Origin of the sequence: Uliginosibacterium aquaticum, from assembly GCF_012972705.2 — a bacterium.
Taxonomy (GTDB): Bacteria; Pseudomonadota; Gammaproteobacteria; order Burkholderiales; family Rhodocyclaceae; genus Uliginosibacterium; species Uliginosibacterium aquaticum.
Window position 1 is genome coordinate 448033 of the sequence record NZ_JABCSC020000001.1, and the last position, 25332, is coordinate 473364.

General features: G+C 64.8%; 19 protein-coding genes. 5 read left to right on the forward strand and 14 right to left on the reverse strand.

Going from position 1 to position 25332, the window contains the following annotated elements; genetic code table 11:
• Positions 1 to 5 precede the first annotated feature (5 nt).
• Genes xdhC through xdhA form a run of 3 tightly spaced genes read right to left on the reverse strand, consistent with a single transcriptional unit; the run spans position 6 to position 4734 of the window.
• The gene (xdhC, locus tag HJ583_RS02050; RefSeq protein ID WP_170020083.1) at positions 6 to 989 is read right to left on the reverse strand and encodes a xanthine dehydrogenase accessory protein XdhC; all 984 of its coding nucleotides are present in this window, start codon (positions 987 to 989) and stop codon (positions 6 to 8) included.
• Complete coding sequence (xdhB, locus tag HJ583_RS02055) at positions 986 to 3271, reverse strand: xanthine dehydrogenase molybdopterin binding subunit (protein WP_170020085.1); 2286 nt, start codon at positions 3269 to 3271, stop codon at positions 986 to 988. The genes xdhC and xdhB overlap by 4 nt, the downstream gene beginning before the upstream one ends.
• On the reverse strand, positions 3268 to 4734 hold the full coding sequence (gene xdhA, locus HJ583_RS02060; RefSeq protein WP_170020087.1) for a xanthine dehydrogenase small subunit: 1467 nt from the start codon (positions 4732 to 4734) through the stop codon (positions 3268 to 3270). The genes xdhB and xdhA overlap by 4 nt, the downstream gene beginning before the upstream one ends.
• Positions 4735 to 4899: 165 nt before the next feature.
• On the opposite strand from xdhA, the gene HJ583_RS02065 reads away from it, so the two are divergent.
• Positions 4900 to 5907 (forward strand): adenosine deaminase, encoded by a 1008-nt coding sequence (locus HJ583_RS02065; RefSeq protein WP_170020089.1) that lies wholly within the window; start codon positions 4900 to 4902, stop codon positions 5905 to 5907.
• A 72-nt stretch (positions 5908 to 5979) separates the two neighbouring features.
• Here HJ583_RS02065 and HJ583_RS02070 read toward each other — a convergent pair whose 3' ends face one another.
• The gene (locus HJ583_RS02070) at positions 5980 to 6351 is read right to left on the reverse strand and encodes a FlxA-like family protein (protein WP_170020091.1); all 372 of its coding nucleotides are present in this window, start codon (positions 6349 to 6351) and stop codon (positions 5980 to 5982) included.
• A 355-nt stretch (positions 6352 to 6706) separates the two neighbouring features.
• On the opposite strand from HJ583_RS02070, the gene HJ583_RS02075 reads away from it, so the two are divergent.
• The 3 genes from HJ583_RS02075 (at position 6707) to HJ583_RS02085 (ending at position 11833) form a co-directional block, all read left to right on the forward strand.
• Positions 6707 to 8317, forward strand: coding sequence for a sensor domain-containing diguanylate cyclase (locus tag HJ583_RS02075; RefSeq protein WP_170020093.1), 1611 nt, complete (start codon positions 6707 to 6709; stop codon positions 8315 to 8317).
• Positions 8318 to 8425: 108 nt separating this feature from the next.
• The gene (locus HJ583_RS02080) at positions 8426 to 9787 is read left to right on the forward strand and encodes an 8-oxoguanine deaminase (RefSeq protein WP_170020095.1); all 1362 of its coding nucleotides are present in this window, start codon (positions 8426 to 8428) and stop codon (positions 9785 to 9787) included.
• 504 nt (positions 9788 to 10291) lie between these two features.
• Positions 10292 to 11833: a hypothetical protein gene (locus HJ583_RS02085; RefSeq protein WP_170020097.1), complete on the forward strand. Its 1542-nt coding sequence runs from the start codon at positions 10292 to 10294 to the stop codon at positions 11831 to 11833.
• Positions 11834 to 11918: 85 nt separating this feature from the next.
• Here HJ583_RS02085 and HJ583_RS02090 read toward each other — a convergent pair whose 3' ends face one another.
• From HJ583_RS02090 to HJ583_RS02135, 10 genes are all read right to left on the reverse strand, one after another.
• Positions 11919 to 12749 carry a hypothetical protein gene (locus HJ583_RS02090; protein WP_170020099.1) on the reverse strand — a complete coding sequence of 277 codons (831 nt, stop codon included), beginning with the start codon at positions 12747 to 12749 and terminating at the stop codon, positions 11919 to 11921.
• 382 nt (positions 12750 to 13131) lie between these two features.
• Positions 13132 to 14721 (reverse strand): regulator, encoded by a 1590-nt coding sequence (locus tag HJ583_RS02095; RefSeq protein ID WP_170020102.1) that lies wholly within the window; start codon positions 14719 to 14721, stop codon positions 13132 to 13134.
• Positions 14722 to 14814: 93 nt separating this feature from the next.
• Positions 14815 to 15492, reverse strand: a complete 678-nt coding sequence (locus HJ583_RS02100; protein ID WP_170020104.1) for a cysteine hydrolase family protein — start codon at positions 15490 to 15492, stop codon at positions 14815 to 14817.
• Positions 15493 to 16063: 571 nt separating this feature from the next.
• Entirely contained in the window at positions 16064 to 16996 is a 933-nt protein-coding gene (locus tag HJ583_RS02105) for a PDR/VanB family oxidoreductase (RefSeq protein ID WP_170020106.1), read from the reverse strand.
• Entirely contained in the window at positions 16993 to 18420 is a 1428-nt protein-coding gene (locus tag HJ583_RS02110) for an amidohydrolase family protein (protein WP_170020108.1), read from the reverse strand. Before HJ583_RS02110 ends, HJ583_RS02105 begins: the two co-directional genes overlap by 4 nt.
• An 87-nt stretch (positions 18421 to 18507) precedes the next feature.
• On the reverse strand, positions 18508 to 19302 hold the full coding sequence (locus tag HJ583_RS02115) for an ABC transporter permease (protein WP_170020110.1): 795 nt from the start codon (positions 19300 to 19302) through the stop codon (positions 18508 to 18510).
• 11 nt (positions 19303 to 19313) lie between these two features.
• On the reverse strand, positions 19314 to 20147 hold the full coding sequence (locus HJ583_RS02120; protein ID WP_170020112.1) for an ABC transporter ATP-binding protein: 834 nt from the start codon (positions 20145 to 20147) through the stop codon (positions 19314 to 19316).
• 25 nt (positions 20148 to 20172) lie between these two features.
• Positions 20173 to 21297 (reverse strand): aromatic ring-hydroxylating dioxygenase subunit alpha, encoded by a 1125-nt coding sequence (locus HJ583_RS02125; protein WP_217423236.1) that lies wholly within the window; start codon positions 21295 to 21297, stop codon positions 20173 to 20175.
• Between the two features lie 27 nt (positions 21298 to 21324).
• On the reverse strand, positions 21325 to 22353 hold the full coding sequence (locus tag HJ583_RS02130) for an aromatic ring-hydroxylating dioxygenase subunit alpha (protein ID WP_170020114.1): 1029 nt from the start codon (positions 22351 to 22353) through the stop codon (positions 21325 to 21327).
• Between the two features lie 112 nt (positions 22354 to 22465).
• Positions 22466 to 23464, reverse strand: a complete 999-nt coding sequence (locus HJ583_RS02135) for an ABC transporter substrate-binding protein (RefSeq protein ID WP_170020116.1) — start codon at positions 23462 to 23464, stop codon at positions 22466 to 22468.
• Between the two features lie 573 nt (positions 23465 to 24037).
• Between HJ583_RS02135 and HJ583_RS02140 the strand changes: the two genes are divergently transcribed.
• On the forward strand, positions 24038 to 25318 hold the full coding sequence (locus HJ583_RS02140; protein ID WP_170020118.1) for an NAD(P)/FAD-dependent oxidoreductase: 1281 nt from the start codon (positions 24038 to 24040) through the stop codon (positions 25316 to 25318).
• Positions 25319 to 25332 lie beyond the last annotated feature (14 nt).

Below are 25332 nucleotides of genomic sequence, written 5' to 3' on the forward strand. Positions count from 1 at the left end.
CGGCGTCAGTTGCTGCGCATCCGCGCATCCAGCCCTGTGCGTGTCGGAGTGATGAGCGCTTCGCGCCATTGCAGTACCTGGGCCGCCACACCGATGGCAATCGCCTGCGGGGTTTTGTCGCGAATCCCGGGCACGCCGATCGGGCATTGCATGCGTTCGATCTGCGCGGGCGTGAAGCCGCGTGCCGCGAGTTGCTGACGGAAGCGGGTACGTTTGCTCTGCGAGCCGATCAGGCCGAAGTGGGCGAAGTCGCCCCGGCGCAGGATGGCTTCAGTGAGCGCGAGATCCAGCGCATGGTCGTGGGTCAGCACCAGATGGCTGCTGCCGGTGGGGGCGCTGGTGACGGCTTCGTCGGCAGCGTCGCAAGGCTGGCATTCGACACCGGCCGGCGCAGCTGCCAGCAGGTCGGCACGCGGGTCGATCCAGCGCAGGCGCAGGTTCAGCGGGGCCAGCAAGTTGACTAGCGCCGTGCCGACATGGCCGGCGCCATACACATTGAGGCAGAAGGCCGGCGGGGTGAGCGGTTGGGTCAGCGACCAGTCGCGCGCGCTTTCCGTGGCGGGAAGTTTCAGCGCGCCGCTGGCCGTTCCGGCGGACCAGCGTGAGGCCGCCGCATCACCATCAAGCTGGCGCAGCAGGGCAATGCCTGAGGCATGTTGGGTGGCACGTCCCTGCCAGGCGTCCGCATCTTCTGGGAGCAGGGTTTCGTAGGTCAGCCAGACGATGCCGCCGCAACACTGGCCGAGGCTGGCGGCCAGCGCATAGCGGCGCAGCTCGGGGCGACGGTGGCCGGTGAGCAGCATGGCGCGGGCTTCGGCCATGGCCTCCCATTCGAGATGGCCGCCGCCGATGGTGTCGACCACGAAATCGGCGCCGACCAGCATTGAAGCTCCGGCCTCGCGCGGCGCCGAGCCACGCACCCCCGCCACCGAGACCAGTACCAGCGGGCTGCGGGCGAGGTGGGCCGGGAGTTGGGTTAGCCAGTTCACGGCATGCCTCCGATGGCGCGCAGGATGGCCTCTGGCGTGGCCGGCGCCTGCAGCGGCGCTGGGGCGCCGAGGGCGGCCGAGCAGGCATCGCGCAGCGCGAAGAAGACCGCGAAGCCGTGAACCAGCGGCGGCTCGCCAACGGCCTTGCTGCGATGCACGCTGTTTTCGGCATTGATATTGTCGAAGAGCTTAACGTTCAGCACCGGCGGGCAATCCGAGGCGGCCGGGATCTTGTAGGTGGAGGGGGCGTGGGTGCGCAGGCGGCCCGCGCCGTCGAAGACCAGTTCCTCGCTGGTGATCCAGCCGGCGCCCTGGATGAAGGCGCCTTCGACCTGGCCGATATCCAGCGCCGGATTGATCGAGCGGCCGGCGTCGTGAAGGATGTCGGCGCGCAGGATGCGCGATTCGCCGGTGAGGGTGTCGATCACTACTTCGGCGCAGCAGGCACCGTAGGCGAAGTAGAAGAAGGGGCGACCTTGCAGACTGGCCGGGTCGTAGTGGATCTTGGGGGTGGCGTAGAAGCCGGAGTCCCACAGCTGGACGCGGGCGCGATAGGCGGCGGCGGTGAGGGTGGTGAAATCCTCGCTGATCTCGCCGGCGCTGACCTTGCCATCGGCAAACTCGATCTTGGCGCCGCGCAGGCCGTGGCGGGTCGAGAAGAAGTCGGTGAGGCGCTTCCGGATCTTGCGCGCGGCGGCGAGTGCGGCCTGCCCGTTCAGGTCGGTGCCGCTGGAGGCGGCGGTGGCCGAGGTGTTGGGCACCCGGCTGGTGTCGGTGGAGGAGAGGCGAACCCGGTCGATGGAGAGGCCCAGCGCCTGGGCGACGATCTGGGCGATCTTGGTGTACAGGCCCTGGCCCATTTCGGTGCCGCCGTGGGTGACCAGCACCGAGCCATCGGCATACACACAGACCTGGGCGCCAGCCTGGTTGTAGTGCGTGGCGGTGAAGGAGATGCCGAACTTCACCGGGGTGAGCGCGATGCCGCGCTTGAGCACCGGGCTTGTGGCATTGAAGGCGGCAATCGCGGCGCGGCGGGCGCTGTAATCGCACTCCTGCGCGAGCTGGTCGACGAGCTGCGGGGCGACGTTGTCCTGCACCGGCATGCCGTAGTGGGTGGTGGTGCAGGCGTCGTTGCCGGGCAGGCCGTAGAAATTGCGCCGGCGCACTTCGAGCGGGTCGAGGCCCAGATGATGGGCGATGTCGTCGAGGATGTACTCGATGGCGAAGATGCCCTGCGGGCCGCCGAAGCCGCGGAAGGCGGTGTTCGACACGGTATTCGTGCGGCAGCGCAGGCTGCGGATCGCAACAGCATCGAGGTAGTAGCAGTTATCCAGATGGAAGATGGCGCGGTCATTGACCGGGCCGGAGAGGTCGGTGGAAAAACCGCAGCGCGAGGCGAGCGTGATCGCCAGCCCCTGTAGTTGGCCGTGGTCATCGAAGCCAGCTTCCCATTCGTAGGCGAAGTCGTGACGCTTGCCGGTGATGAGTATGTCGTCATCGCGGTCGAGGCGCAGCTTCACCGCGCGGCCGGTTTTCCAGGCGCCCAGCGCGGCGGCACTGGCGACTTGGGCCGACTGCGATTCCTTGCCGCCGAAGGCGCCGCCCATGCGGCGGCACTCCACGCTCACCTGATGCGCGGCCCAGCCAAGCATGTGGGCAATCGTTTGCTGCATTTCGGTGGGATGCTGGGTGGAGCTCTGCACATGCAGGCTGCCTTCTTCGCGCGGGATGGCCAGTGCGATCTGGCTTTCGAGATAGAAGTGTTCCTGCCCGCCCAGTGTGGCGCGGCCTTGCAGGCGATGCTGGGCGCTGGCCAGCGCCTTGTCGGCGTCACCACGCTGCACATGCACCGGCGGCATCAGCCAGGATTCGGCGGCAATCGCGCTGGGGATGTCGAGGATGGCGGGCAGGGCCTCAACATCGACCTTCGCCAGGCGTGCGGCGCGGCGGGCCTGTTCGTGGCTTTCGGCGAGCACCAGGAATAGTGGCTGACCCATGAAGTGGACCAGGCCGTCGGCGAGGATCGGGTCGTCATGCACGATCGGGCCGCAATCGTTGCTGGCGGGGATGTCCTGCGCGGTGAGCACCGCCACCACGCCCGGCGCGGCGAGTACGGCAGCAAGATCCATCGCGAGGATGCGGCCATGCGCGATGCTGGCAAGGCCGAAGGCGGCGTGCAGGCAGCCCGCTGGAGCAGGCAGATCGTCGATATAGCGGGCAGCGCCCTGCACATGCAGGGTGGCACTTTCATGGCGCAGCGGCGCGCCAACAGGATGGGTCATGCGAAAACCTCGGTGATGCGATCAACGCGCAGCTGGGCCTGGGTGCTGTGCTCAAGCCACAGGCGGCGCAAAAGGTTACGGGCTACCTGCTGGCGGTAGGCGGCGGAGGCGCGCATGTCGGCAATCGGCTGGAAATCCTGTTCCAGCGCGTCCATTGCCGCTTCGATGCTGCGCAATTCGAGCGGCTGGCCGCGCAGGGCCGCTTCGGCTGCCAGTGCCCGGCGCGGGGTGGCGGCCATGCCACCGAAGGCGAGGCGTGCGTCGCTGATCAGGCCGGCGTCACCCAGGGTGAGGGCGAAACCGGCGCAGACCGCCGAGATGTCCTGATCCTGGCGCTTGCTGACCTTCCAGGTGCGGAACAGGCGGCCCGGCACGGCGCGCGGCACTCTCAGGGCACGCACGAATTCACCCGGCTGCAGGGCCGTCTGCTGGTAGCCGAGATAGAAATCTTCAAGGGCCAGCTCGCGCTGGGTTTCGCCTTTCTGCAGCACGACGTGAGTGCCCAGGGCGATCAGGGCCGGCATCGAGTCGCCAATCGGCGAGCCATTGGCCACGTTGCCGCCGAGGGTGCCGGCATTGCGCACCGGCAGGGAGGCAAAGCGCGCGGCGAGCTCCTGCCATTGCGGCTCATCGCGGCACAGCAGGGTGAAGGCTTCAGTCAGTGTGAGGCCTGCACCAAGTGTGAGCCAGGTGTCGTCCGTTTCGGTGCGGCGCAGCTCTTCCACTGCACCAAGATAGATGATGTCGCCGAGTTCGCGCAGCTGCTTGGTGACCCACAGACCGATGTCGGTGCCGCCCGCCAGCAGGCGGGCTTCGGGTAGCGCCTGGCGCAGGGTGGCGAGCTCGGTGAGCGAACGCGGGGCGAAAAAGCGCTGACCGCCGTGATCAAAATCCAGTGCCGGCTCGTTGGCGATCTTTTCCAGCGCACTGCGGATCGGTGCGCGCTCCAGGCGTTGCAGCGGGTACTCGCGGCAACGTTGGGCGGCCTCCAGGATGGGCCGGTAGCCGGTGCAGCGGCACAGGTTGCCGGAGAGCACCTGCTGCGCCTCATCCAGCGTTGGCACGCGCGGCTGCTCCTCGTAATCGGCCCACAGGCTCATCGCAAAGCCTGGCGTGCAGAAGCCGCACTGCGAGCCGTGCAGATCCACCAGTGCCTGTTGCACCGGGTGCAGGCCATCGGCGCCGGCGAGGTCTTCCACCGTGAACAGGGCCTTGCCATCCAGGGTGGGCAGCAGCGCAATGCAGCTGTTGATGGCTTGCAGGCGCAGGCCGCCCGCGCCTTGCGCGTCCAGCGTGGCTACCACCACGGTGCAGGCTCCGCAATCGCCTTCGCCACAGCCTTCCTTGCTGCCGCAGGCGCCACGCTCTTCGCGCAGCCATTGCAGCACGGTGCGCTGAGCGGGTTGGTCGCTCAGGCTCAGGGTCTTGCCCTGGTACCAGAAGCGGATATCGGTTCTTGTCATGGGTATTTCTCCTTGGGTGTGCATACCTAGCACGTGACATGCCCATCCTTATCCGTATGCCCACATGACACTCATTGCAAGATCTGGCTGGACAAGCGCAGCGCTGATGTGTGCAGCTCGGCTATGCTGGCACCACAACAATCCTTTCCCTTCGCGGAGCAAACAATGACCCCACTCGAACTGGCCCTGAGCTGTCCCAAAGCCGAGCTGCACTTGCACATCGAAGGTAGCCTGGAGCCCGAGCTGGCTTTCGAGCTGGCCGCGCGCAACGGCATCCGCCTGCCCTACGCCGACATCGCCGCCCTGCGCGCCGCTTACGATTTTGAAGACCTGCAGAGCTTCCTCGACCTCTACTACGCCTGCGCCGACGTGCTGCGCACCGAAGAGGATTTCCGCGATCTGATGCTGGCCTACCTGCGCCGGGCGCGGGCCGACAACATCGTGCATGCCGAAATCATGTTCGATCCGCAGACCCACACTGCGCGCGGCATCCCGTTTGCCACCGTGCTGGCCGGGCTGGAGCAGGGCGCTGAGATTGCGCGCCGCGAGTGGGGCATGAGCACCCGCCTGATCATGAGCTTTCTTCGCCATCTCTCCGAAGAAGAGTGCATGCGCACGCTGGATGAAGCGCTGCCCTTCATCGAGCGCATTCACGCCTTCGGGCTGGACTCCTCCGAGCTGGGCCATCCTCCGGCCAAGTTCGCCCGCCTCTTTGCGCGCTGCGCAGCACTGGGCAAGCCGCTGGTGGCCCATGCCGGCGAAGAAGGCCCGCCCGCCTATATCTTCGAGGCGCTGGATATCCTCAAGGTGGCGCGCATCGACCACGGCGTACGCGCCAGTGAAGACCCTGCCTTGCTGGAGCGGCTTGCCCGCGAAGAGATCCCGCTCACCGTGTGCCCGCTCTCCAATGTGCGCCTGTGCGTGTTCGACGACATGCGCCAGCACAGCCTGCCGGCACTGCTCGCCCAGGGCCTGTGCGTGACGCTCAACAGCGACGACCCGGCCTACTTCGGCGGCTACCTCGGCAACAACATCCGTGCTGTGCAGGAGGCCTTCGATTTCGATGCGGCCACCTGGCGCACCCTGATGGCCAACAGCTTCCGCGCCAGCTTCGTCAGCGAAGCGGAGCGGGCCGTCTGGCTGGCGCAGGTGGAGGCGCACTTCGCTGCTTGAGTGCAGGCCAGGCCGTGAGCGGGTTGATCGTCCTGGCTGCCGGGAGCGGCCAGGGCTGACGAAGTCTCCGGGCTAGAGATACTCGTCCACAAGCCTTCCGAGGGACGAGTCTTTCTGGCCGCTCGAATCTGCGCGGCGCGAGGACTCGGCCTGGGCCGGCTGTGAGTTGCTCTTTCGCTCTTCCAGTTGCGCCTGGCGTTTCTCCAGTTCGGCAATCTGGGCCAGCACGAGCTGGATCTGCGCCTGCAGCAGTTCGACTTTCTTTTGCGAGCCCTCGTCCGGGTTCTTTGTCGCTTCTGCCATTTCCTTGTTGAGTAATTTGAGCTTGTTTTTCAGGGCTTCGATCTGGCCGGCGATTCCCCCTCCGCCACTCGCGCCTTTCGCGCTGGAGCTCGAGCCAGAGCTGGCAACTGAACTCAGGTTGACCGTGATTGATTCACTCATCATGAATTCCATTCTTCAAATGCGGCATGCGTTAACTATCGGCTTCCGCGTAGGAATCCGGAGTGAAATCGTGCCGGGCAGTCCGCTCCATGCCGTCCATGCGCCTTCCATGGGTGCCACACGGCCCATTCATGCCACACGGCCCCGAATGGGCAATGTATTCCGCCGCCATCTTGCATAGATTGATTGAGGGCGCCCCCTGCTTGGCGGGCCCGGCCAGGCGGGGCCGCTTCCTCAACCGCACGGGGCGCAGCATGAATGCATCTGAGTGGCGAGGCGGGCACGCGTGAAGGACGCGGAGCCGACGATTCTTCATGACCGACAAGGCCAGCGGCATAGCCGTTGCCGCCTGCGCTTGCGGCTCGTCCTGCTGGCGGCCCTGATCTCGGTGCTGGTCATCAGCCTGGCCGGTGTTGCGCTGTGGCAGGAGAAACAACGCTACCGCGAACGCGCCTCGGTAGCCACCGGAAACATCGCTCGCCTGCTGGACCAGCAAATTTCCGGCGTGATCGACAAGATCGACCTTTCCTTGCAGACCAGCAGCAAGATTTACGCTGCGATGCTGGACGAAGGCGCTTTCGATGCGGCCCATCTCAACCAGCATCTCGCCGCGCAGGAGGCCTTGCTGCCAGAGATCGTCAGCCTGCGCATCACCGATGCGAAAGGCATCGTGCGTTATGGCCGGGGAGTACCGGCGGAAGGCTCGGTAGACGTCAGTGATCGTTCGTATTTCGCCGAGGCGCGTAATGACGCGGCGGATCGCCTGATCGTGCACGGGCCCTTTCTGGCGCGCATCAGCAAGACCTGGGTAATGGTTCTGGCACGCCGCCTCAGCAAGCCGGACGGCTCCTTCGCCGGTGTGCTGTACGCCAACCTCGGTTGTAGCTACTTCGAGAGCATCCTGTCGCTGGCCTCCCTCGGGCCGAATGGAGCGGCCACCATCCGCACGACTGACCTGGCGCTGGTCCATCGCTTTCCCGATACCCGCAATGCGGTGGGCAGCAAGGACGTGTCAGCCCAGTTGCGCGAGGTGATTGCCGCACGGCCGCAGGGCGGCGAGTATCTGGCGACGACCAAGCTCGATGGCGTGGAGCGTAGCAATGCCTACCGGCGCGTTGAGCGCTATCCCTTCTACGTGATCGTCGGTCAGGCCACCGACGACTATCTGCGCGCCTGGCGCTTGAGCGTGCTGGTGATCAGCAGCCTCGCCAGTCTCACGTTGCTGGTGGCCTGGTTCGCCACCTTCCGCGTCTATCGCAGCCAGATCCGCCTCAATGAAGACATCGCCCAGCGCACCCGGATCGGGGAGGCGCTCGAGCGCATCATTGCCGAGCGCGCCCAGCTCTATGCCGAGCTGGAGCGGCGCAAGGATGCGCTCGAAGAGGCCAATGCCACGCTGGAGCAGAAGGTTGAGGAGCGCACGCTTGAGCTCAGCAAGGCCAATCAGGCGCTGGAGCGCTTCGCGCGGCGCGATACGCTTACCCGGCTTGGCAACCGGCTGGCGGCGGATGAGCATCTGCACGAGGAGTTCCTGCGCATGAAGCGCAGCGGCCTGGCTTATTCCGTGTTGCTGATCGATATCGATCACTTTAAGCAGGTGAACGATCAGTTCGGCCACGAGCAGGGGGACAAGGTGCTGCGCCATGTGGCTCACACCCTCAACCATTCCTGCCGTGCCACGGACTTCCTGGCCCGCTTCGGCGGTGAGGAGTTTCTTGTCATCCTGCCGGCAACGGCGCCGGCCCAGGCCGCGCGGGTTGCCGAGAAAATGCGCCAGACCCTGGCTGAGGCCCGCATTGAGCCGGTTGGCCAGATCACCGTGAGCATCGGCGTGGCCGCCGCCTGGCCCTCGGATGAGGATGAAAACGCTGCCGTGCGCCAGGCCGATGAAAATCTCTACCGGGCCAAGAGCGAGGGACGCAACCGGGTGGCGGAGGATGTGCGCTTGCCGCCCGTGTCGCCGTAGCGCTTGGGTGAGAAGGCGAGCGCCCATAATCCTTATTGGCGCCGCTGAGTCGACAGCCTGGGCCGGATCGGGACAATGCGCGCATCAGCCCCTCTCAAGGAAAGCGCCATGAGCACCCTGTTGCTGAAGAACGCGGATGTGGTCGTGACCATGGATGCCGGCCGCCGCGAAATTCGCGGTGGCAGCGTATTCATTCGCGACCATGTCATCGAGGCTGTGGGCCAGGCCGCTGATTTACCGCAGTCGGCCGGGGAGGTCATCGACCTGGCAGGCCATGTACTCATGCCGGGGCTGATCAACACCCACCACCACATGTACCAGAGCCTGACGCGGGTCATCCCGGCAGCACAGGACGCCGAACTGTTTGACTGGCTTTCCGCGCTCTATCCCGTCTGGGCTGGCCTGACGCCCGAGATGATCCAGGTCTCGACGCAGGTCGCCATGGCCGAGCTGATCCTCTCCGGCTGCACGACTTCGAGCGATCACCTCTACATTTATCCGAACGGCTGCCGCTTGGATGATTCGATCGAGGCCGCTGTCGGTATCGGCATGCGCTTCACGGCCTGCCGCGGCAGCATGAGCGTGGGGCGCTCGCAGGGCGGGCTGCCACCGGATGCCGTGGTCGAGCAGGAAGACGCCATCCTGCGGGATACCCGGCGCCTGATCGAAACCTGGCACGATGCCTCTTCCCACAGCATGCTGCAGATCGCGGTGGCGCCCTGTTCCCCGTTTTCGGTAAGCCGGGATCTGATGCGTGAATCGGCCGCATTGGCGCGCAGCTATGGGGTGAGGCTGCACACCCATCTGGCCGAGAACTTCAAGGATGTGGATTACAGCCGCGAAAAGTTCGGCATGACGCCGGCCGAGTATGCGGAGTCGCTCGGCTGGACCGGGCACGACGTCTGGCACGCCCACTGCGTGCAGCTCGACGCGGCCGGGATTGCACTCTTCGCCCGCAGCCACACCGGTGTGGCGCATTGCCCGTGCTCCAACATGCGCCTGGCCTCGGGGATTGCACCGGTTCCGCAGATGCTTGCGGCCGGCGTGCCGGTGGGATTGGGCGTGGATGGCTCGGCTTCCAATGATGGCGCGCACATGTTGGGCGAGGCTCGCCAGGCCCTGTTGCTGGCACGCGTGGGGCATGGCCCGGCCGCGCTGTCGGCCCGGCAGGCGCTGGAGATGGCTACCCTCGGTGGCGCCAGGGTGCTCGGGCGTGAAGACATCGGGGCCCTTGCGCCCGGGATGAGTGCCGACTGCGTGGCTTTCCCGTTGGGCGACGTCGGCCTCGCTGGTGGTGCGGTGCATGATCCGGTCGCAGCGCTGGTTTTCTGCACTCCGCCCCGCGCGGCCTGGTCCGTCATCAACGGGCGGGTGATCGTGCGCGAAGGCCGGCTGACGAGCATCGACCTTCCTGAGGTTCAGCGCCGCCACGATGTGCTGGCGCGGGGGCTCGCAAACGCCGTGCGTTGAGCCTTCTTTCATAGGCTTCGCTCCCCTCGCTGACGCAGCGAAACGCCTCTTCTTCCTGCAAGCTTTGGAGGCACCGCCGCGGTCGACTTCTGCACGTGCTTGAAACCACGCTCCAGCACCTGTCTCGTTCTGCAAACAGCGCGGCTAGGGCAGATGTTCTGAGCGCCATCAAAACTGCGGATCGTGCGGCTTTCTGGCCAAGCGTGACGTGGTCACGGGAGCTCAAAAACCCTTGAGATTCAGCGCGGGCGGGCTCGCATTGAAGGCATTTTCCGATCAAGCACTGGCTATCACTTTCAGCATAGAATCCGGCCTGCTTGAGAAAAGCAGATGTTTTTTGATGGGTTTTTACAAAATAAAAGACAAGGGGAGTCTATGCGGGCCTGTTCAAAGTTGCTTTCGGTGTCAGCCTTGGCGCTGGTTCTTGCTGCATGCGGTGGAGGCGGCGGCGGTGGGGGCGGTACGGCCGCTGCGGTATCGTCAGCCAGTTCTGCCAGCAGTTCTGTGACGAGCTCCGTCAGTGCCAGTTCGGCCGCTTCGTCGGCGCTCAGCAACTCATCCTCCAGCTCGTCGTCCAGCAGTTCCTTCCCGTCTGGCTGGGCCGTGTATTCGGCCGACAAACTGCCGACTGCTGCAGGCTCGATCACGCTGGCAGGCGGCACGGCGGGGCAGTTCAATCTGTGTGCCTCGGCCGGCTGTAACGCGAGTTATGCCTCGGTCAGCAGCGGCATTCTGACGGTTGATACCACCACAGAAACTGCCATTACCGAGCAAAGCTACTTCCAGCTCGACAATGCCTTCAAGACGGGCGGTTATCCGAAGTCGGCAACAGTCATTGCCCGCATGCGTGGCAACAGCGTGACGAACCTGAAGGGATTGACGATCGACACAGCTTTCTCCGAGCCGGGTGAGTCCGGGCCGCGCGTGCATCTGGTGCTCTTGCCGAATAATCACAGTACCGGGATGTATGCCGGGGCGCTCGATCAGTCCCTCACGGGCGACCAGAACGTGTACTCGTCGGATTTCGACACCACGGTCTATCACACCTATCAGCTCTCGGTGACGTTCACGAGCGCGACTGCGGGGACGGTACGCGTGTATCTGGATGGTGCCGCCACACCGATTCTGGAAAAGACGCTGAGCAATCTGAAGCAGGCGACTGCCGTGGGGCAGAACTATCTGCGGATCGGTGAGGAAAACACTTCGGAGCACGCCAAGGGTGATTTCGACTGGGTGATCTGGAGTTCGGATGCGGCTTACACCCCGGCGCAACTCGCCGGTGCGCTGCCTGCCGTACTGGGCCCGGTGAGCGGTTACATGGGCTGGAATACCTATACGGCCGATCTGTTTCCGACTGCTACGGGCTCGATCACGTTGGCCGGTGGCAGCGCGAGTCAGTTCAATCTGTGTGCCTCAGCAGGCTGCAACGCGAGCTACGCATCGGTTGCTGGCGGCATCCTGACGGTTGATACCACGGCAGAAACGGCTGTTACCGAGCAAAGCTACTTCCAGCTCGACAACGCCTTCAAGACGGGCGCTTATCCGAAGTCTGCCACGCTCATCGCACGCATGCGCGGCAATAGTGTGACCAACCTGAAGGGGCTCACGATTGATACGGCCTTCTCGCAGACCGGTGCCTCTGGCCCGCGCGTGCAGCTCCAGCTCTTGCCGGACAATCACAGTACCGGGATGTATGCCGGGGCGCTCGATCAGTCCGTTACGGGCGACCAGAACGTGTACTCGTCGGATTTCGACACCACGGTCTATCACACCTATCAGCTCTCGGTGACGTTCACCAGCGCGACGGCAGGTACGGTGCGCGTGTATCTGGATGGCGCCGCCACGCCGATACTGGAGAAGACGCTGAGCAATCTGAAGCAGGCGACTGCCGTGGGTCAGAACTATCTGCGGATCGGTGAGGAAACCACCTCGGAGCACGCCAAGGGTGACATCGATTGGGTGATCTGGACCAATGAGGCGGCCTACACCCCTGCGCAAGTGAGCGGTTTGCTGCCGGCAGCACTGGGCAGCATCAGCGGCTACTGAGATATTCTTGTGATGCCCGGAATAGATCGGGCATAAAAAAGGGCCGCGCACTGCGCGGCCCTTTTTCATGTGCGGACGGACCTGCTTACAGGTGCCATTCGAGCTTGAGCAGCGGCTGGGAAGTCTTCGAGCCGGTTCCGGAGGAGCCGAACTTGTTCTTCACGTACTCGTAGCCTACGCCCGCGAGAAAGGTGTCCTTGCTGCCACCGGCGAGCTTGCCGGCATCCACCATCAGGAAGGCGTTGATCCAGGTTTCAGCCTTGGTTTCGGTGCCAAAGCCGTCCTTGCCCTTGGCCCCGGTGTAGGTGGCCCAGCCATTGAACTTGAGCGGTACGGGGCCGGCGTCGAAGCCCACGCCCCATGCGCTGCCCACGCGCCAGGTCAGATCGAAATCAACCGCCTTGCCGACGATGCCGTTGTGGTTCTTTTCCTTGTAGCTCAGGAAGTCCAGATCGGCCCAGCCCCAGGTGCCGCCGAACTTGATGGTCGGGCCGACGATGAGCTTCTGCACGCGTGCGGCGAAGGCGTCATCCTTGGAGTTCAGGTCGATACGGGTGGTCCAGGCGAAATCGCTGATCGGGCCGAGAGCAATCTTGGTGCCGGTGAGCTTGCCGTAGTGCAGCTGGTTGGCAAAGATCGCATACAGCTCCTGGGCGCCACCACCACCGTTGTTGGCGGGGTCGTTGTGGTCCGACTTGAGCATGTCGACGGTGAAGAAGTTGCTGCCGTACTTGAAGCCGCTGACGTGAGTGAAGTTCAGGATGTTCTTCGTCACATCCTTGTCGTTGGCTGGCTCATGGAAGCTCGTGCCATAGCGATAGCTGACCGAGTTGTCGCTCCAGTCAGCGGCCTGAGCTGCAACGCAGCCGAAGGCGAGAATGAGGGCACTGCTGATCCGGGTGAGGCGGGTGTTCATTCGAAACTCCTTGTCATGAAGTGGGACAGTCCAGCGCGGGCTGTTGATGGCCATCCTATGAGAAGCGTTCGCTGCTGCTCCGCATGGCCTTCATACGGGAAATGAAATGCCTTGCAAGAGTGCGGGCGGGTGTCTTTTGTGCCCCAGGATGGATTTGGGGTGGTCTTGCAAGTATTTGAAAAAAAATAACAAACTTGAGCGTATGGATGGCTTGCTGGTGCATGCACCGGCACGGTTCATGTAGCCTGGTCCTCATGTTTGATGAGGCAGATTGCTTATAACCAAAGTGATAAGACTGTGTGGCGCCGGCGCAACACGATCTGATGCATTTGGAATTAAAAAAGCCGGCCCTCGGGCCGGCTTGCTTGGGGGGCAGGAGAACTCAGCTCGCTGCTGCCTGGGGCAGGGCTTCATCCTCCGCTTCGGTGCGGGTCGTGTTCTCTGCACAGGCGTACCTCGCACAGCCGGCCAGCACACCGGCTACTGCGAGGTAACTCAGGGCCACCAGCGGGCTTTGGGCGATGCCGATGGCCTCGCCGTGCATGAAGCCGAAGAAGCTCAGTACGGCTGCGCAGGCTGCGAAGGCTGCGGCCTTCATGAAGTTGCGGTCGATCACGCAGACGCCGATGGCGCCCAGCATCAGGCCGCCGAGGATGGCGCCGCCGCCCATGACTTCAAGGCCGTGGTAAAGCACGCCGACCTGGCCCAGCTTGTCCAGCCCCACTGTGGCGGCGTTGGTGCCGGCGGCAGCCAGTGCGTTGTCGATCATCAGCTTGCCCCAGGCGGCAAGGTGAGGTGTGAGGGCCAGGATGATGGCCGGGGCATGCTTCTTCGGGCTCTCCTGAAAGGCCTGGGCGCCGATCAGCATGCCGATGTAGAGCAGGATCGGCGAGATCGCCACCACCGGGATCAGCGCCATCATCAGGGCGATGATGCCAAACCATGACATCAGGATCACTGCGAGGCCGGTCGCGGCGGAGTAGCCGATCCGCCCGCCCATGGCTTTCCAGCCCGGGTGACCGATGTAGACGGCATTGATGAAGGGGTTGCCCATCAGGCAGCCAATCAGGCTGATCACGCCATCAGCGGTGAGCACACGGGTGGTGGGGAAGCTGTCACCGGCCACGGCAGCGCTCTCCACGTTGTCCATCGCTTCAACCAGATCGTAGATGCCGAAGGGTATGGCAGTGACGAGGATTACGCCGAGAAACTCGAAGCCTGAAAATACATGCCCCACGGCGGGGAGCGGCAGCGAGAAACCGAAGCTTGCCAGGGCCTGCGTTACGTTGGCTACGCTCATGCCGCCATAGCTGTAGCCGGCTGCGGTAGAGCCCCAGGCAATCAGGCTGCCGGCGGCGATGGCTACGAGGCCTGCCGGAATGCCCTTGAAGAAACGCACGCCGCCGAACCAGCTCACCACGATGATCGCAAAGCACACCAGGCCGATCAGCGGGGTGATGAATAGCTCCTGCGCTGGGCGCATCGAGATGAAGGCGATCGACACGCCGGCCAGGGTGCCGAGCAGCGCGGCGCGCGGCGTGATCCTGCGGATGAAGGGGGCGATGAAGCCGCCGATCATCAGCACGAAGCTCTGGATGAAGACCCAGGTGAGGCCGGCTTCCCAGCCCTTGATCGGGTCACCGGTGCTGAGCGAGATCGGCAGCATGATCACGAAGACCACCACGAACATATGCGGCACGCTGATGCCGGAAGGCAGGGCACAGACATCGCTGCGCCCGGTTTTCTTGGCGAGCTGGTAGGCCAGCCAGGCGTAGTAGCAGGTGGACAGGCACATCATCAGGCCCACGGCGGGCAGGATGCGGCCGAAGACAATGGCATCCGGCATCTTGAGTACGAATCGCAGGAGGCCGGTCAGCACCAGCATGTTGACGAGGATGTTCGTGCCGAAGCCGAACAGGGCGTTCCAGTCGCCCGGCACCCATAGCCGGGGTTTGCTCATGGTCGAAATCATTGCTGCTCTCCAGTTGGCGCGCCTTGCCCGCTGAGGGGCCGGGCGTTTCTCGATCAAGCCTGCCGCTTCGCATTGCGAAGCAGCCCCGGGGCTTCAACTGCTGCTCATCAACGCAGCGAGGATGCGCTGCGAATCGGACACCCAGCCAAAGATCCCGCCCTGCGCGCTGATCATGCGCAGGGCGATTTCGTGAAATTCGGGAAAGTAGGAGGCACAGCCATCGGCGGGCAGCACGCAGCGGTAGCCGCGATCATTGCCCTCGCGCACCGTGGTGTGCACGCAGACCTCGGTGGTCACGCCGCACACGATCAGGGTGTCGATGGCGCGCGTGCTCAGCACGAGCTGCAGATCGGTGGCGTAGAACGCGCCCTTGCCCGGTTTGTCGATTACGACCTCGCCAGGGATGGGCTGCAGGGCCGGGATGATTGCGTGGCCGGCTTCACCACGGACCAGGATCCTGCCCATCGGCCCCTTGTCGCCGATGCGCAGGCTCGGCGCGCCGCGCGCGATCTTGGCGGGCGGCGCGTCGCTCAGATCCGGGCGATGGCCTTCGCGGGTGTGGATGACCAGCATGTCGAGCTGGCGCGCGCCGGCCAGCAGGCGCTGGATGGGCGCCACTGCGCTCTGCAGGCGGGAGACATCATTGCCGAGGGTTTCGCCGAAGCCGCCGGGTTCCAGAAAGTCGCGCTGCATGTCGATCACGACCAGGGCCGTGTGGGCCGGATCGATGGCGATCGGCCCCGGTTCTGCATCGATCAGCGCTGTGCTCATGGTGGCTCCCGGTATGCGGCGAAATCTTCTTCGTTACGACTAAAGCAAGAGCCGAACCACTTGAATACAAGATGGTGGACAAGACGTTTTTGCTTTTAAAACAGCGCTTTGATGCTTGATTGGCGGCGCTGGATGCGTTTGCATTCGCACCGAAGCGAGGCAGGTGCAGCAGAGGCCGCACCTCCGGGAGGCGGTGGGTGCCGCCAGGGCATGGACGAGTTCAGGCGGAGGTTTGTGTAGGGCCGGCTTCAGCCGGCGGAGCCCGTACGGAGAGTGGGTGACTGCGGCTGAAGCCGCACCTACGGGAGGCGGTGGGGGCGTCAGGGCATGGGCGAGTTCAGGCGGAGGTTTGTGTAGGGCCGGCTTCAGCCGGCGGGGCCCGGACGGAGTGAGTGGCTGCGGCTGAAGCCGCACCGATGGGAGGAAGTGGGGGCGTCAGGGCATGGGCGAGTTCAGGTGGAGGTTTGTGTAGGGCCGGCTTCAGCCGGCGGGGCCCGGACGGAGAGGGAGGGCTGCGGCTGAAGCCGCACCTACGGGAGGCGGAGGGGGCTGTCAGGGCGTGGGCAGGCGCTCAGCGGTCCAGAACCAGGCGCTTCCCGGCGCAGCGCGACACACAGGGCAGCATGAGCTTGCCGCCGGCTTGCTCGGCTTCATTCAGATAGGCATCGTGATGCGTCGGGGTGCCTTCCAGCACTTCGCTGAGGCAGGCACCGCAGACGCCTTGCTCGCAGGAGGTGGGGATGTCCACGCCGCAGGCGCGGGCCACCTGGATGATGGGAATGCCCGCTGGCACTTCGGCTTCGACGCCGCTGCGGGCGAAGGCAATCGTGAACGTGCCATCGCTGGCCGCAGTGCCTGGCGTAGCGCTGAAGCGTTCGCTGCGCAGGCGCTGGGCGGGGACGCCGGCCGCGGCCAGTGCCGTTTCGACGGCGGCCATGAAGGGCGCCGGGCCACAGGTGTAGAAGCTTGTACCGGCGTCACCTGCGTGGGTGCGCACGATCATGGCGAGGGCTGCGGCGGTCTGTGTTCCGTCGAGTCCGGCATGGAGTGTGGCGGACTCACCGAGGCGGTCGGCCCAAGCGGCGTGAGCCGCACTGCGCGCGAAGTAGTGCAGTTCGGCGGCCGTGCCCAGCGCATTGCGCATGGCATACAAGGGGGTGATGCCGATGCCGCCAGCCAGCAGCACATGGTGGCTGGCGCTGGCATCGATTTCAAACAGATTGGTTGGCGCGCCGATCCGCAGTCGCTCGCCCACCTGCAGCCGGTGCATGGCCTGCGAGCCGCCGCGCGAGTTGGCTTCCAGCTTCACCGCGATGCGATAGAGCTGATCCTCGCCGGAGTGGTTGCACAGGGAATAGGCGCGCTGCAGGCCCGCGGGGAGGCAGACCTGGATGTGCGCGCCGGGTGACCAGGGCGGCAGGCTTTCCCGGCCGGCTGGCACCAGTTCGAAGCTGCGCACCCCTTCGGCTTCGATGCGGATGCTGCGGATCATCATTTCGATCATGCGGCCTCCGCGCGGCGAATCAATGCCCGGGTGGCAGCGCGGGCTTCTGCGGCCAGTTCGGCCATGTCCAGATCAGGAATGGCGCCCTCACGCACGATTTCACGCCCGCCCACCAGCAGGCTGCGCAGATGGGCGCTGCCGCCGCAGGCGACCGGAGCGATGGCCAGGTCGTGGAGGCCGAAGTAACGTGGGTTGCGCGAGAGATCGTAGATCGCGATGTCCGCCGCCTGCCCTTCGGCCAGACTGCCGATGGCGGGCAGGCCCAGCACTGCGGCACCGCCGCTGCTGCCCCAGCGGATCACGTCTTCTACGCTGGCCGCGTCTGCACCGGCCTCGCCGGCGCCACCACGGAATTTCGGCTGGGCCGCCTCGCCGCCCTTGGCGCGCTGCATCAGCCAGGCGACATGGGTCTCCGAGATCATGTCGGCCGCTTCGTTGGAGGCGGCGCCATCGACGCCGATCGACACCGGCACGCCGGCGGCTTCCAGTGTCCGGATCGGCGCGATGCCGCTCCCCAGCCGGCCGTTGCTCTGCGGGCAGTGGGCGATGCCGGTGCGGGTGGCGCCGAGCAGGGCGATCTCGTCCGGATCCAGTTTGACGAGGTGGGCGAACCAGACGTCTGCACCGAGCCAGTCGATGCTCTCGCAATAACGCACCGGGCTGATGCCGCGCATCGCATTGACGCTGTCCTGATAGCCGACCGTTTCCGACAGGTGCGAATGCAGGCGCAGGCCCAGTTTGCGTGCCACCGCGGCGGCTTCGCGCAGCTCGCCCGGCTGCATCGAATAGGGCGGCGTGGTGGGTGCCATCACTACGCGGCGCATGGCCTCCGGTGCGGGGTCGTGAAACTGGCTGGCGAGGCGCTCCATATCCGCCATGTAGGCCGCCATGCTCTCCGGGCGCAGGGCCTGCGGCAGCTCTGCTTCGAGCTGACGGGTGAGGGTGGCGCCGCCCCGGCACAGCACGAAGCGCAGACCCAGCCTGGCGGCTTCCTCAAACAGGATGGCCGAGCTGTCGTAGTCCTGCCCGGGGTAGTAGAGGTAATTGTGATCGGCCACTGTGGCGCAGCCGGAGAGGGCCAGTTCGATCAGGCCGATGCGCGCCGCGAGGCGGAAACTCGCAGCATCGAAACCGGCGCGGAAGCGGTAGGGCGTGGCGGCCAGCCAGGGAGTGAGGGTCGCATTGAGGCCCAACGGCTCGCCTTTCAGGAGCGCCTGGAACAGGTGGTGATGGGTATTCACCCAGGCCGGGTAGATCACGCAGTCGGTGGCGTCGAGAATCTGCTCGCCGGGCTGAGGCGTGAGTGCGCCGAGGGCGGCGATGCGGCCGGCGCTGATGCGGATGTCCGGGCCGGCATGGCGCGCGGCGGCGCCAGCGAGGCCAGTCATGATGGCGGCGGCGTTCTTGATGAGGAGGGAAGTCATTGGGAATGTCCTGTTCTGGGAGCCCTCTGCCGGCGCTGTGCGCCATCCTCTCCCTTCAGCGGGAGAGGGAATGGAGGGCGGTGTCGTTCAAGCCATTTCGCTCTCATGCCAATGAGCCAGCGAAAGTTTCGCCAGCCAGGCCATCAGCGAGAACAGCAGCACGCCGGTGATCGAGATCAGCAGCAGGGCGGCAAACAGACGCGGGATGTTGATCTGGAAGCCGGCCTGCAGGATCTCGTAGGCCAGCCCGGCGCCGGTGCCACCGGTGCCGGCCACGAACTCCGCCACCACCGCGCCGATCAGGGCCAGGCCGCTGGAAATGCGCAGGCCGCCGAAGAAGCAGGGCAGGGCACTCGGGATGCGCAGGCGGGTGAGCGTCTGCCAGCGCGAGGCGCCATTGATGCGGAACAGGTTCAGCAGGCCCGGATTCACGCTGCGCAGCCCCAGCACGGTGTTGGAGATGATCGGAAACAGCGCGACCAGCGTGGCGCACACCACCAGGGCCGCAGTGGGATTCTTGACCCAGATGATGATCAGCGGCGCAATCGCCACCACCGGGGTGACCTGCAGCAGGATCGCGTAAGGGAACAGGCTGGTTTCGATCAGCTTGCTCTGTACGAACAGGAAAGCCGCTGCCACCCCCAGCACCACCGCCACGAAGAAGGCCAGGAAGGTGATTTTGAGGGTGACGCCCAGCGCGCGCAGCAGGCCAGGGCCGTCGGTCCACAGGGTGGCGAGAATGTCGGTGGGCTTGGGCACCAGATAGGTCGGCACCTTCCAGGCGGTGCACAGCACTTGCCACACCAGCAGCAGGAAGACTCCGAGCAGCAAGGGGGCGACGATTTTCACCACGGCAGGGCGGTGTAACAGAGGGGGTTTCATGGTGGTGCTCCTCAGTCGTGCTGCAACTCGCCGCCACTGGCCGCCAGCAGACGGGCCGAGAGATCACGGCAGTGTTCGGTGAAGGCTGGCGAGAGGCGGAATTCCTCATCGCGCTGCGGCTCGGGGATCGGCAGGTCGGCCACGATGCGCCCGGGGCGGGCGGCCATCATCACGACGCGGCTGGAGAGGTACACCGCCTCGTAGATGCTGTGGGTCACGAAGATCACGCTGAGCTGGCCGGCTTTGGCTGCCCACAGGCTGCGCAGATCGGCATCGAGCTTGTTGCGCGTGAATTCGTCGAGCGCGCCGAAGGGCTCGTCCATCAGCAACACATCCGGTTCGGTGACCAGCGCCCGCGCGATCGAGGCGCGCATCTGCATGCCGCCAGAGAGCTCGCGCGGATAGCAGTTGCCGAAGCGCCCGAGGCCGACCTGATTCAGCGCCTGTTGCACGCGTGACTCGCTTTCGGCCTTCGGGACTCCGGCCAGGTCCAGCGGCAGGCGCACATTGGCCGCCACGCTGGCCCAGGGCATCAGGGTGGCTTCCTGGAACACCATCGCGATCTTCAGGCCGCTCTTGCCGGGCGCATCCGCGCCCAGCCAGCGCAGATGGCCGTGCGAAGGCGATTCGAGCCCGGCGAACATCTTGAGCAGGGTGCTCTTGCCGCAGCCCGAAGGGCCCAGCAGCGAAACGAAATCGCCGCGCTGGATGATGAGGCGCACTTCGTCCAGCGCGCGGGTGCCGTTGGGATAGGTTTTCTCGACGCGGTTGGCGAACAGCACGCTGTCCGCGTCCGGCGCCAGCAGGGTCGGTTCCGGTTCGATATCCATGTATTTCATCAGCATGTTCAGCTCCTTCTGATCGCCGCGCTCAGGGGCGGAAAATTTCGGTTTCGCCATGCGCCGTCAGCAGGTCCATCAGCTGCTTGCGGATGATCAGGCCGGGTTTGTCCGAGGGCATGTGGAACTCGACGCGGCGGCGCGTATCGACGCAGGCATCCGGGTCGGTGGCTTCGAGGATGTCGCGGTCCTCGGCGGTGATGGCCGCATCCCAGTCGATCAGCTCCTGCGTGCTGCAGGCTTCCTCTGTGTCGTTGCGATAGAGCCATTGCACGAGGACCATGTTGTCGTCGTCGATTGGCGTGGCGCAGTTGTAAATGATGTGATCCGTGCCGCTGGCCGGGTAGGTGCAGCCAAAGCGGCGGCAGAAGGGCAGGTAGTAGCGATTGACGAGATGGCGATGGGTGATCGGCTCGGTGGTGCCGGTGACGCGGTGGCTGGCCTCCGGGTTGCGGATCGGCACGGTGGTGATGGCCTCGAAACCGTAGTCGGTTTCATTGAATTCGTAAGGTGCCGGCTGCGGCTGCTCGAGGATGCCGAAGTTGGCCTTGTGCACGAAGGAGAAGTGCGAGTTGTCGAAGCTGTTCTCCATCATGCGCAGCGGACTGGTTTTCCAGGTCTCGTAGAACTGGAAGATGCGGCGATAGCCGGGCGCGCCGTCTTCGGGGAAATGCGGGATGTCGCGCAGTGGATCTTCCAGCGCGACCCACACATAGCCGTACTTCTCCTGGCAGTGAAAGGGTTTGACTCTGGCGCCCGGCGGAATCGCGCTGCCCGGGCTTTGCGGGATCTTCACGCAGGCGCCGCTGCAGTCGTAGCTCCAGCCGTGGTAGCCGCAGACGATGTGGCCGTTCTCCACGAAGCCCTTGGAGAGCTGCGCGGTGCGGTGGCAGCAGCGGTCCTGCAGGGCGGCGGGCGTGCCGTCGGCCTGCTTCCACAGCACGAGTTTCTCACCGAGCAGGGTGAAGGGCTTGGGGCCGTCGTCGAGGGCCGTCATCGGCATCAGTGCGTACCAGAAACGACGCAGCACGGCTTGTTGGGTGACCAGCATTTTCGTGTACTCCTTGACTTCTACTGCTCCGGCCGGCGTGCCAATACGGTCGCCTTCGCCAGTGGGCTGCGCGGCATGCCGGCAGCCATTCAATCCAATCGTCATTCCGGCAGCCGCCGGCGTGACGGGGGTTCAGGCCTGAGCCGTGGCGCGATGCACTTCCTGTTCGCCGTGCGCCTGCAACAGCGCCAGCAGGCGCCGGCGCATGATCAGGCCCGGCTGGTCTGCGGCCATGTTCTGCTCCATGCGGCGGCTCACATCCACGGGTGCATCGGCATCCACCGTTTCGAGGATTTCCTTGTCCTCGGCGATTACGCGCAGATCCCAGTCGTTAAGCTCGCTGGCCGGGCAGTCGGCTTCACTGTCGTTGCGGTAGAGCCACTGCAGGATCTGGATGTGTGCGTCATCAATCGGTGTGGCACAGGTCACGATCAGGTGCTCCAGCCCGTTCGGATAGCTCAGGCCCAGGCGGCGGTTGAAGGGCAGGTGCCACTGATTGCGGAAGTGGCGCCGCGTGGTGGGCTCGGTGCTGCCGGTGATGCGGTGCGAGGCCGGCGGGTTGTTGATGACCAGCCGGGTTTCGGCCTCGAAGCCGTAGTCGGTTTCGCGGATCTCGAAGAACTCGGGTTTCTGTGCGTGGAACTGGCCGAAAGTGCCTTTGTGCACAAAGGCGAAGTGGGCCGCGTCGAAGCTGTTCTCCATCAATCGCAGGGCGCCAGTCTGCCAGCGCACGTCGAACTGCTGGATGCAGCGATAGCCGGGCGCGGCGTGTTCGGGGATCTCGAACACAGGTTTGAGCGGATCTTCCAGTGCCACCCACACATAGCCGTATTTCTCCTGGCAGTGAAAGGCGTCCACCTTCGCACCGGGTGGGATCGTGTTGCCCGGGCTTTGCGGGATCTTCACGCAGGCGCCGCGGCAGTCGTATTGCCAGCCGTGGTAGCCGCAGACGATGTGGTCGCCCTCGACGAAACCTTTGGAGAGTTTCGCTGTGCGGTGGCAGCAGCGGTCACGCACGGCAGCCGGGCTGCCATCGGACTTCTGCCAGATCACGATGGGCTCACCGAGCAGGGTGAAGGGCTGCGGGCCGTTGGCGAGTTTTTCCATCGGCATGATGGCGTACCAGAAACGGCGCAGGGTTTTCTGTTGGGTCACGAGCATGATCGGTCTCCATGCGGGGCGGCGCTTTTTTCGCCTGCCGACCGGCGTGCCAGGAGGGTCGCCTTCGTCGGGTGCGCTGCGGCACGGGCCGCAGCGCGGTGCATGAATAGCTTCAGGGCATGATCTTCAGGTCCTTCACGAACTGAGTCGTGTAGGCCTTCTTCCAGTCCGTGTCCGCCTTGAGCAGGCCGGCACCGACCATGAACTTGTAGGTCTGCTCCCAGCGCGCATCGGTCATGATGCCGGCGCCATATTTGGCGGCGTCGCCCCCGTCAAAGACCTTGAGTTCCTTCATGCGCTTCACGCCGAAGGCGATCTGCTCGTCTTCCATTTTCGGGTTGTCCTTCTTGATCAGCTCGTTGCCGGCGGCCGGGTCGGCGAGGTAGCTCTTCCAGCCTTCGATCGAGGCCTTGACGAAGCGGGCCACCAGATCGGGCTTATCGGCGACGGTCTTCTGCATGGTCACGATGGTGGTGCCGTAGGGCGGGTAGCCCTCATCCGCGAACAGGAAAAAGTTGGCCTTCACGCCGTTCTTCATGGCCTGGAAAGGCTCGGAGGAGGGGTAGGCCTGCTGCGCCAGCGTGGCGTCAGCAAAGAAGGGCTGAAGGTTGAAGGTGTAGGGGCGGAACTGGGCATCGGTGAAGCCGTAGCGGGCCTTGATCCAGGGCAGCCAGGTGGTGTGCGCGGTGGTGCCGGCGAGGATGGTCTTGCCTTTCAGCTCGGCCAGGGACTTGACGTCGTCGTGCGTCATCATGCCCTGCAGGTCTTTCTGGAAAGAGGCGGCAACGGTGGTGACCGGCATGCCCTTCTCGATCGAGTTGAGCACCTGCAGGTCGTAGCCCATGATGAAGTCGGCCTGGCCGGCAGTGAGCAGCTGCATGCCGTTGACCTGCGGGCCGCCCATCTTGAGGGTTACGTCCAGCCCGTACTTCTTGTAGATGCCCTTGGCGACAGCCTGATAGAAACCGCCGTGCTCGGCCTGGGCGTACCACGAGGTGAGGAAGGTGACCTTGTCGTCTGCTTTCACGGTGCTGGCGCCGAAGGCCAGCAGGGCGGCGGGAAGGATGGTGCCAAGCAGGCGACCAAGAGGGCTGCGGGTTGCTGTTGTCATGCCGGTTCTCCGTTGAGAAGTTTTTTCGCATGGGGGGCCATGCGGGGAACCGGAACTCACAGGGGCGATTCGGATCTTGCGCGGGCTGCTGGCAAACCTGATCGGACCCCGGTGCGTTCCGTAACGAACACAAGCGCCCGCTGGCGGGCACACAGCCGTCAGCCAGGGCTGACGACTGCCGGAGCAATGACCTGTTGCGCATGCCCTGAGGCTTCACAACTGACAGCTTCTACTCCACTGCCTGTTTAGCAATCGGCGTGCCAAGCATGCGGGGAGAAATGGCGTGTTGATGAAAATCAAGGCTTTGGCTTGTGCGCCTATGCGCATGGCGTTGGCAGGGCCTGCTCAGGGCGGGCATGCAGGCATCTGAAGGGCACTTTGTTGGATCGCCACGCATGCGTTTGGGCACCGTGCGGGTGCAGTGTGCAGGCGCTTTTTGATGCTGCGGGCAGAGTCGGTTTGCTGCATTGCGGAGTGCGCTTTTTCCGCAATTGCACTAGGGTTTTCCCTAGGCCGAGAAACGGTGGGCAGAAGCCTGCTGCGGCCATCAGCCCCCCTTCTGGAGCCATGAAAATGAGTGATCAAAAAAGGCCGGTAGTCATCATCGTCGGTGCAGGTTTTGGCGGGCTCTCCGCTGCGCGTGCGCTGGCCAGTGCGGAGGTCGACATCGTGCTGGTAGACCAGCGCAATCACCACATTTTCCAGCCGCTGCTGTACCAGGTGGCCACGGCGAGCCTGTCGCCGGCCGACATCGCCGGGCCGGTGCGCAGCATCCTGTCCAGCCAGCCCAATGTCACGGTGGTGCTGGGCACGGTGACCGGCATCGACTCCGCCACCCGCAGCGTAAGCATCGACAATGGCGTGCGCAGCGGCGCGATTGCCTACGATTACCTGATCCTTGCCACCGGTGCGCGCCATGCCTATTTTGGCAACGACCACTGGGAGCCTTACGCGCCAGGCCTGAAAACCATTGAAGATGCCACGAGCATCCGGCGGCGCTTGCTGTGGGCGTTCGAGCGTGCCGAGATGGCCACCGACATCGCCGAGCGCGATGCCAATCTCACGATCGTGATTGTGGGCGGCGGGCCGACCGGCGTGGAGCTGGCCGGCTCCATCATCGAACTCGCGCGTGCCGCACTGGCCAAGGACTTTCGCCGCATCGATCCGCGCAAGGCGCGGGTGCTGCTGGTGGAAGCCGGGCCACGCATCCTGCCGAGCTTCACGCCCGAGTTGTCGGAGGCTGCCAAGCAGTCATTGGAGAAGCTGGGCGTGAGCGTGCGGGTGGATGCCCGGGTGATGAACTGTGATGCGGAGGGCGTGGTGATCGGTGAGGAGCGCGTACCGGCGGCCACCATCCTGTGGGCGGCAGGGGTGCAGGCTTCGCCGGCGGCGGGCTGGCTCGGCGCTGCGGCGGATCGTGCCGGGCGGGTGCTGGTCGGGCCGGACTTCAGTGTGCCGGGGCATGAAGGCGTGTTTGCGATTGGCGATACCGCCAGCCTTACCGACGCAGCGGGCCAGCTTGTGCCCGGGGTGGCGCCGGCGGCCAAGCAGGCCGGGCGTTATGTAGGTGACCTGATCACGCGGCGGCTCAGCGGTTTTCCACAGCAGGCTCCGTTCCGTTATCGCAACTACGGCAATCTCGCCACCATCGGCCGCTATGCTGCGGTGGCCGATTTCGGCTGGATCCGCTTACGGGGCGCGCTGGCCTGGTGGCTGTGGGGCATTGCCCACATCTTCTTCCTGATCGATTTCCGCAACCGGGTGGCAGTGACGTTGGGCTGGTTGTGGTCATTCCTGACCTTCAAGCGCGGCGCGCGCCTGATCACCGGGATGCTGCGTACGCCGGGCAAGTAGGCCAGGTTTGCGGG

What these genes read in the sequence shown, in the direction of transcription:
- xdhB (WP_170020085.1), bottom strand. Translation starts at nt 3,271, where the DNA reads ATGACCCATCCTGTTGGCGCGCCGCTGCGCCATGAAAGTGCCACCCTG.
- xdhA (WP_170020087.1), bottom strand. Translation starts at nt 4,734, where the DNA reads ATGACAAGAACCGATATCCGCTTCTGGTACCAGGGCAAGACCCTGAGC.
- HJ583_RS02065 (WP_170020089.1), top strand. Translation starts at nt 4,900, where the DNA reads ATGACCCCACTCGAACTGGCCCTGAGCTGTCCCAAAGCCGAGCTGCAC.
- HJ583_RS02070 (WP_170020091.1), bottom strand. Translation starts at nt 6,351, where the DNA reads ATGAGTGAATCAATCACGGTCAACCTGAGTTCAGTTGCCAGCTCTGGC.
- HJ583_RS02080 (WP_170020095.1), top strand. Translation starts at nt 8,426, where the DNA reads ATGAGCACCCTGTTGCTGAAGAACGCGGATGTGGTCGTGACCATGGAT.
- HJ583_RS02090 (WP_170020099.1), bottom strand. Translation starts at nt 12,749, where the DNA reads ATGAACACCCGCCTCACCCGGATCAGCAGTGCCCTCATTCTCGCCTTC.
- HJ583_RS02095 (WP_170020102.1), bottom strand. Translation starts at nt 14,721, where the DNA reads ATGATTTCGACCATGAGCAAACCCCGGCTATGGGTGCCGGGCGACTGG.
- HJ583_RS02100 (WP_170020104.1), bottom strand. Translation starts at nt 15,492, where the DNA reads ATGAGCACAGCGCTGATCGATGCAGAACCGGGGCCGATCGCCATCGAT.
- HJ583_RS02105 (WP_170020106.1), bottom strand. Translation starts at nt 16,996, where the DNA reads ATGATCGAAATGATGATCCGCAGCATCCGCATCGAAGCCGAAGGGGTG.
- HJ583_RS02110 (WP_170020108.1), bottom strand. Translation starts at nt 18,420, where the DNA reads ATGACTTCCCTCCTCATCAAGAACGCCGCCGCCATCATGACTGGCCTC.
- HJ583_RS02115 (WP_170020110.1), bottom strand. Translation starts at nt 19,302, where the DNA reads ATGAAACCCCCTCTGTTACACCGCCCTGCCGTGGTGAAAATCGTCGCC.
- HJ583_RS02120 (WP_170020112.1), bottom strand. Translation starts at nt 20,147, where the DNA reads ATGCTGATGAAATACATGGATATCGAACCGGAACCGACCCTGCTGGCG.
- HJ583_RS02125 (WP_217423236.1), bottom strand. Translation starts at nt 21,297, where the DNA reads ATGACGATTGGATTGAATGGCTGCCGGCATGCCGCGCAGCCCACTGGC.
- HJ583_RS02130 (WP_170020114.1), bottom strand. Translation starts at nt 22,353, where the DNA reads ATGCTCGTGACCCAACAGAAAACCCTGCGCCGTTTCTGGTACGCCATC.
- HJ583_RS02135 (WP_170020116.1), bottom strand. Translation starts at nt 23,464, where the DNA reads ATGACAACAGCAACCCGCAGCCCTCTTGGTCGCCTGCTTGGCACCATC.
- HJ583_RS02140 (WP_170020118.1), top strand. Translation starts at nt 24,038, where the DNA reads ATGAGTGATCAAAAAAGGCCGGTAGTCATCATCGTCGGTGCAGGTTTT.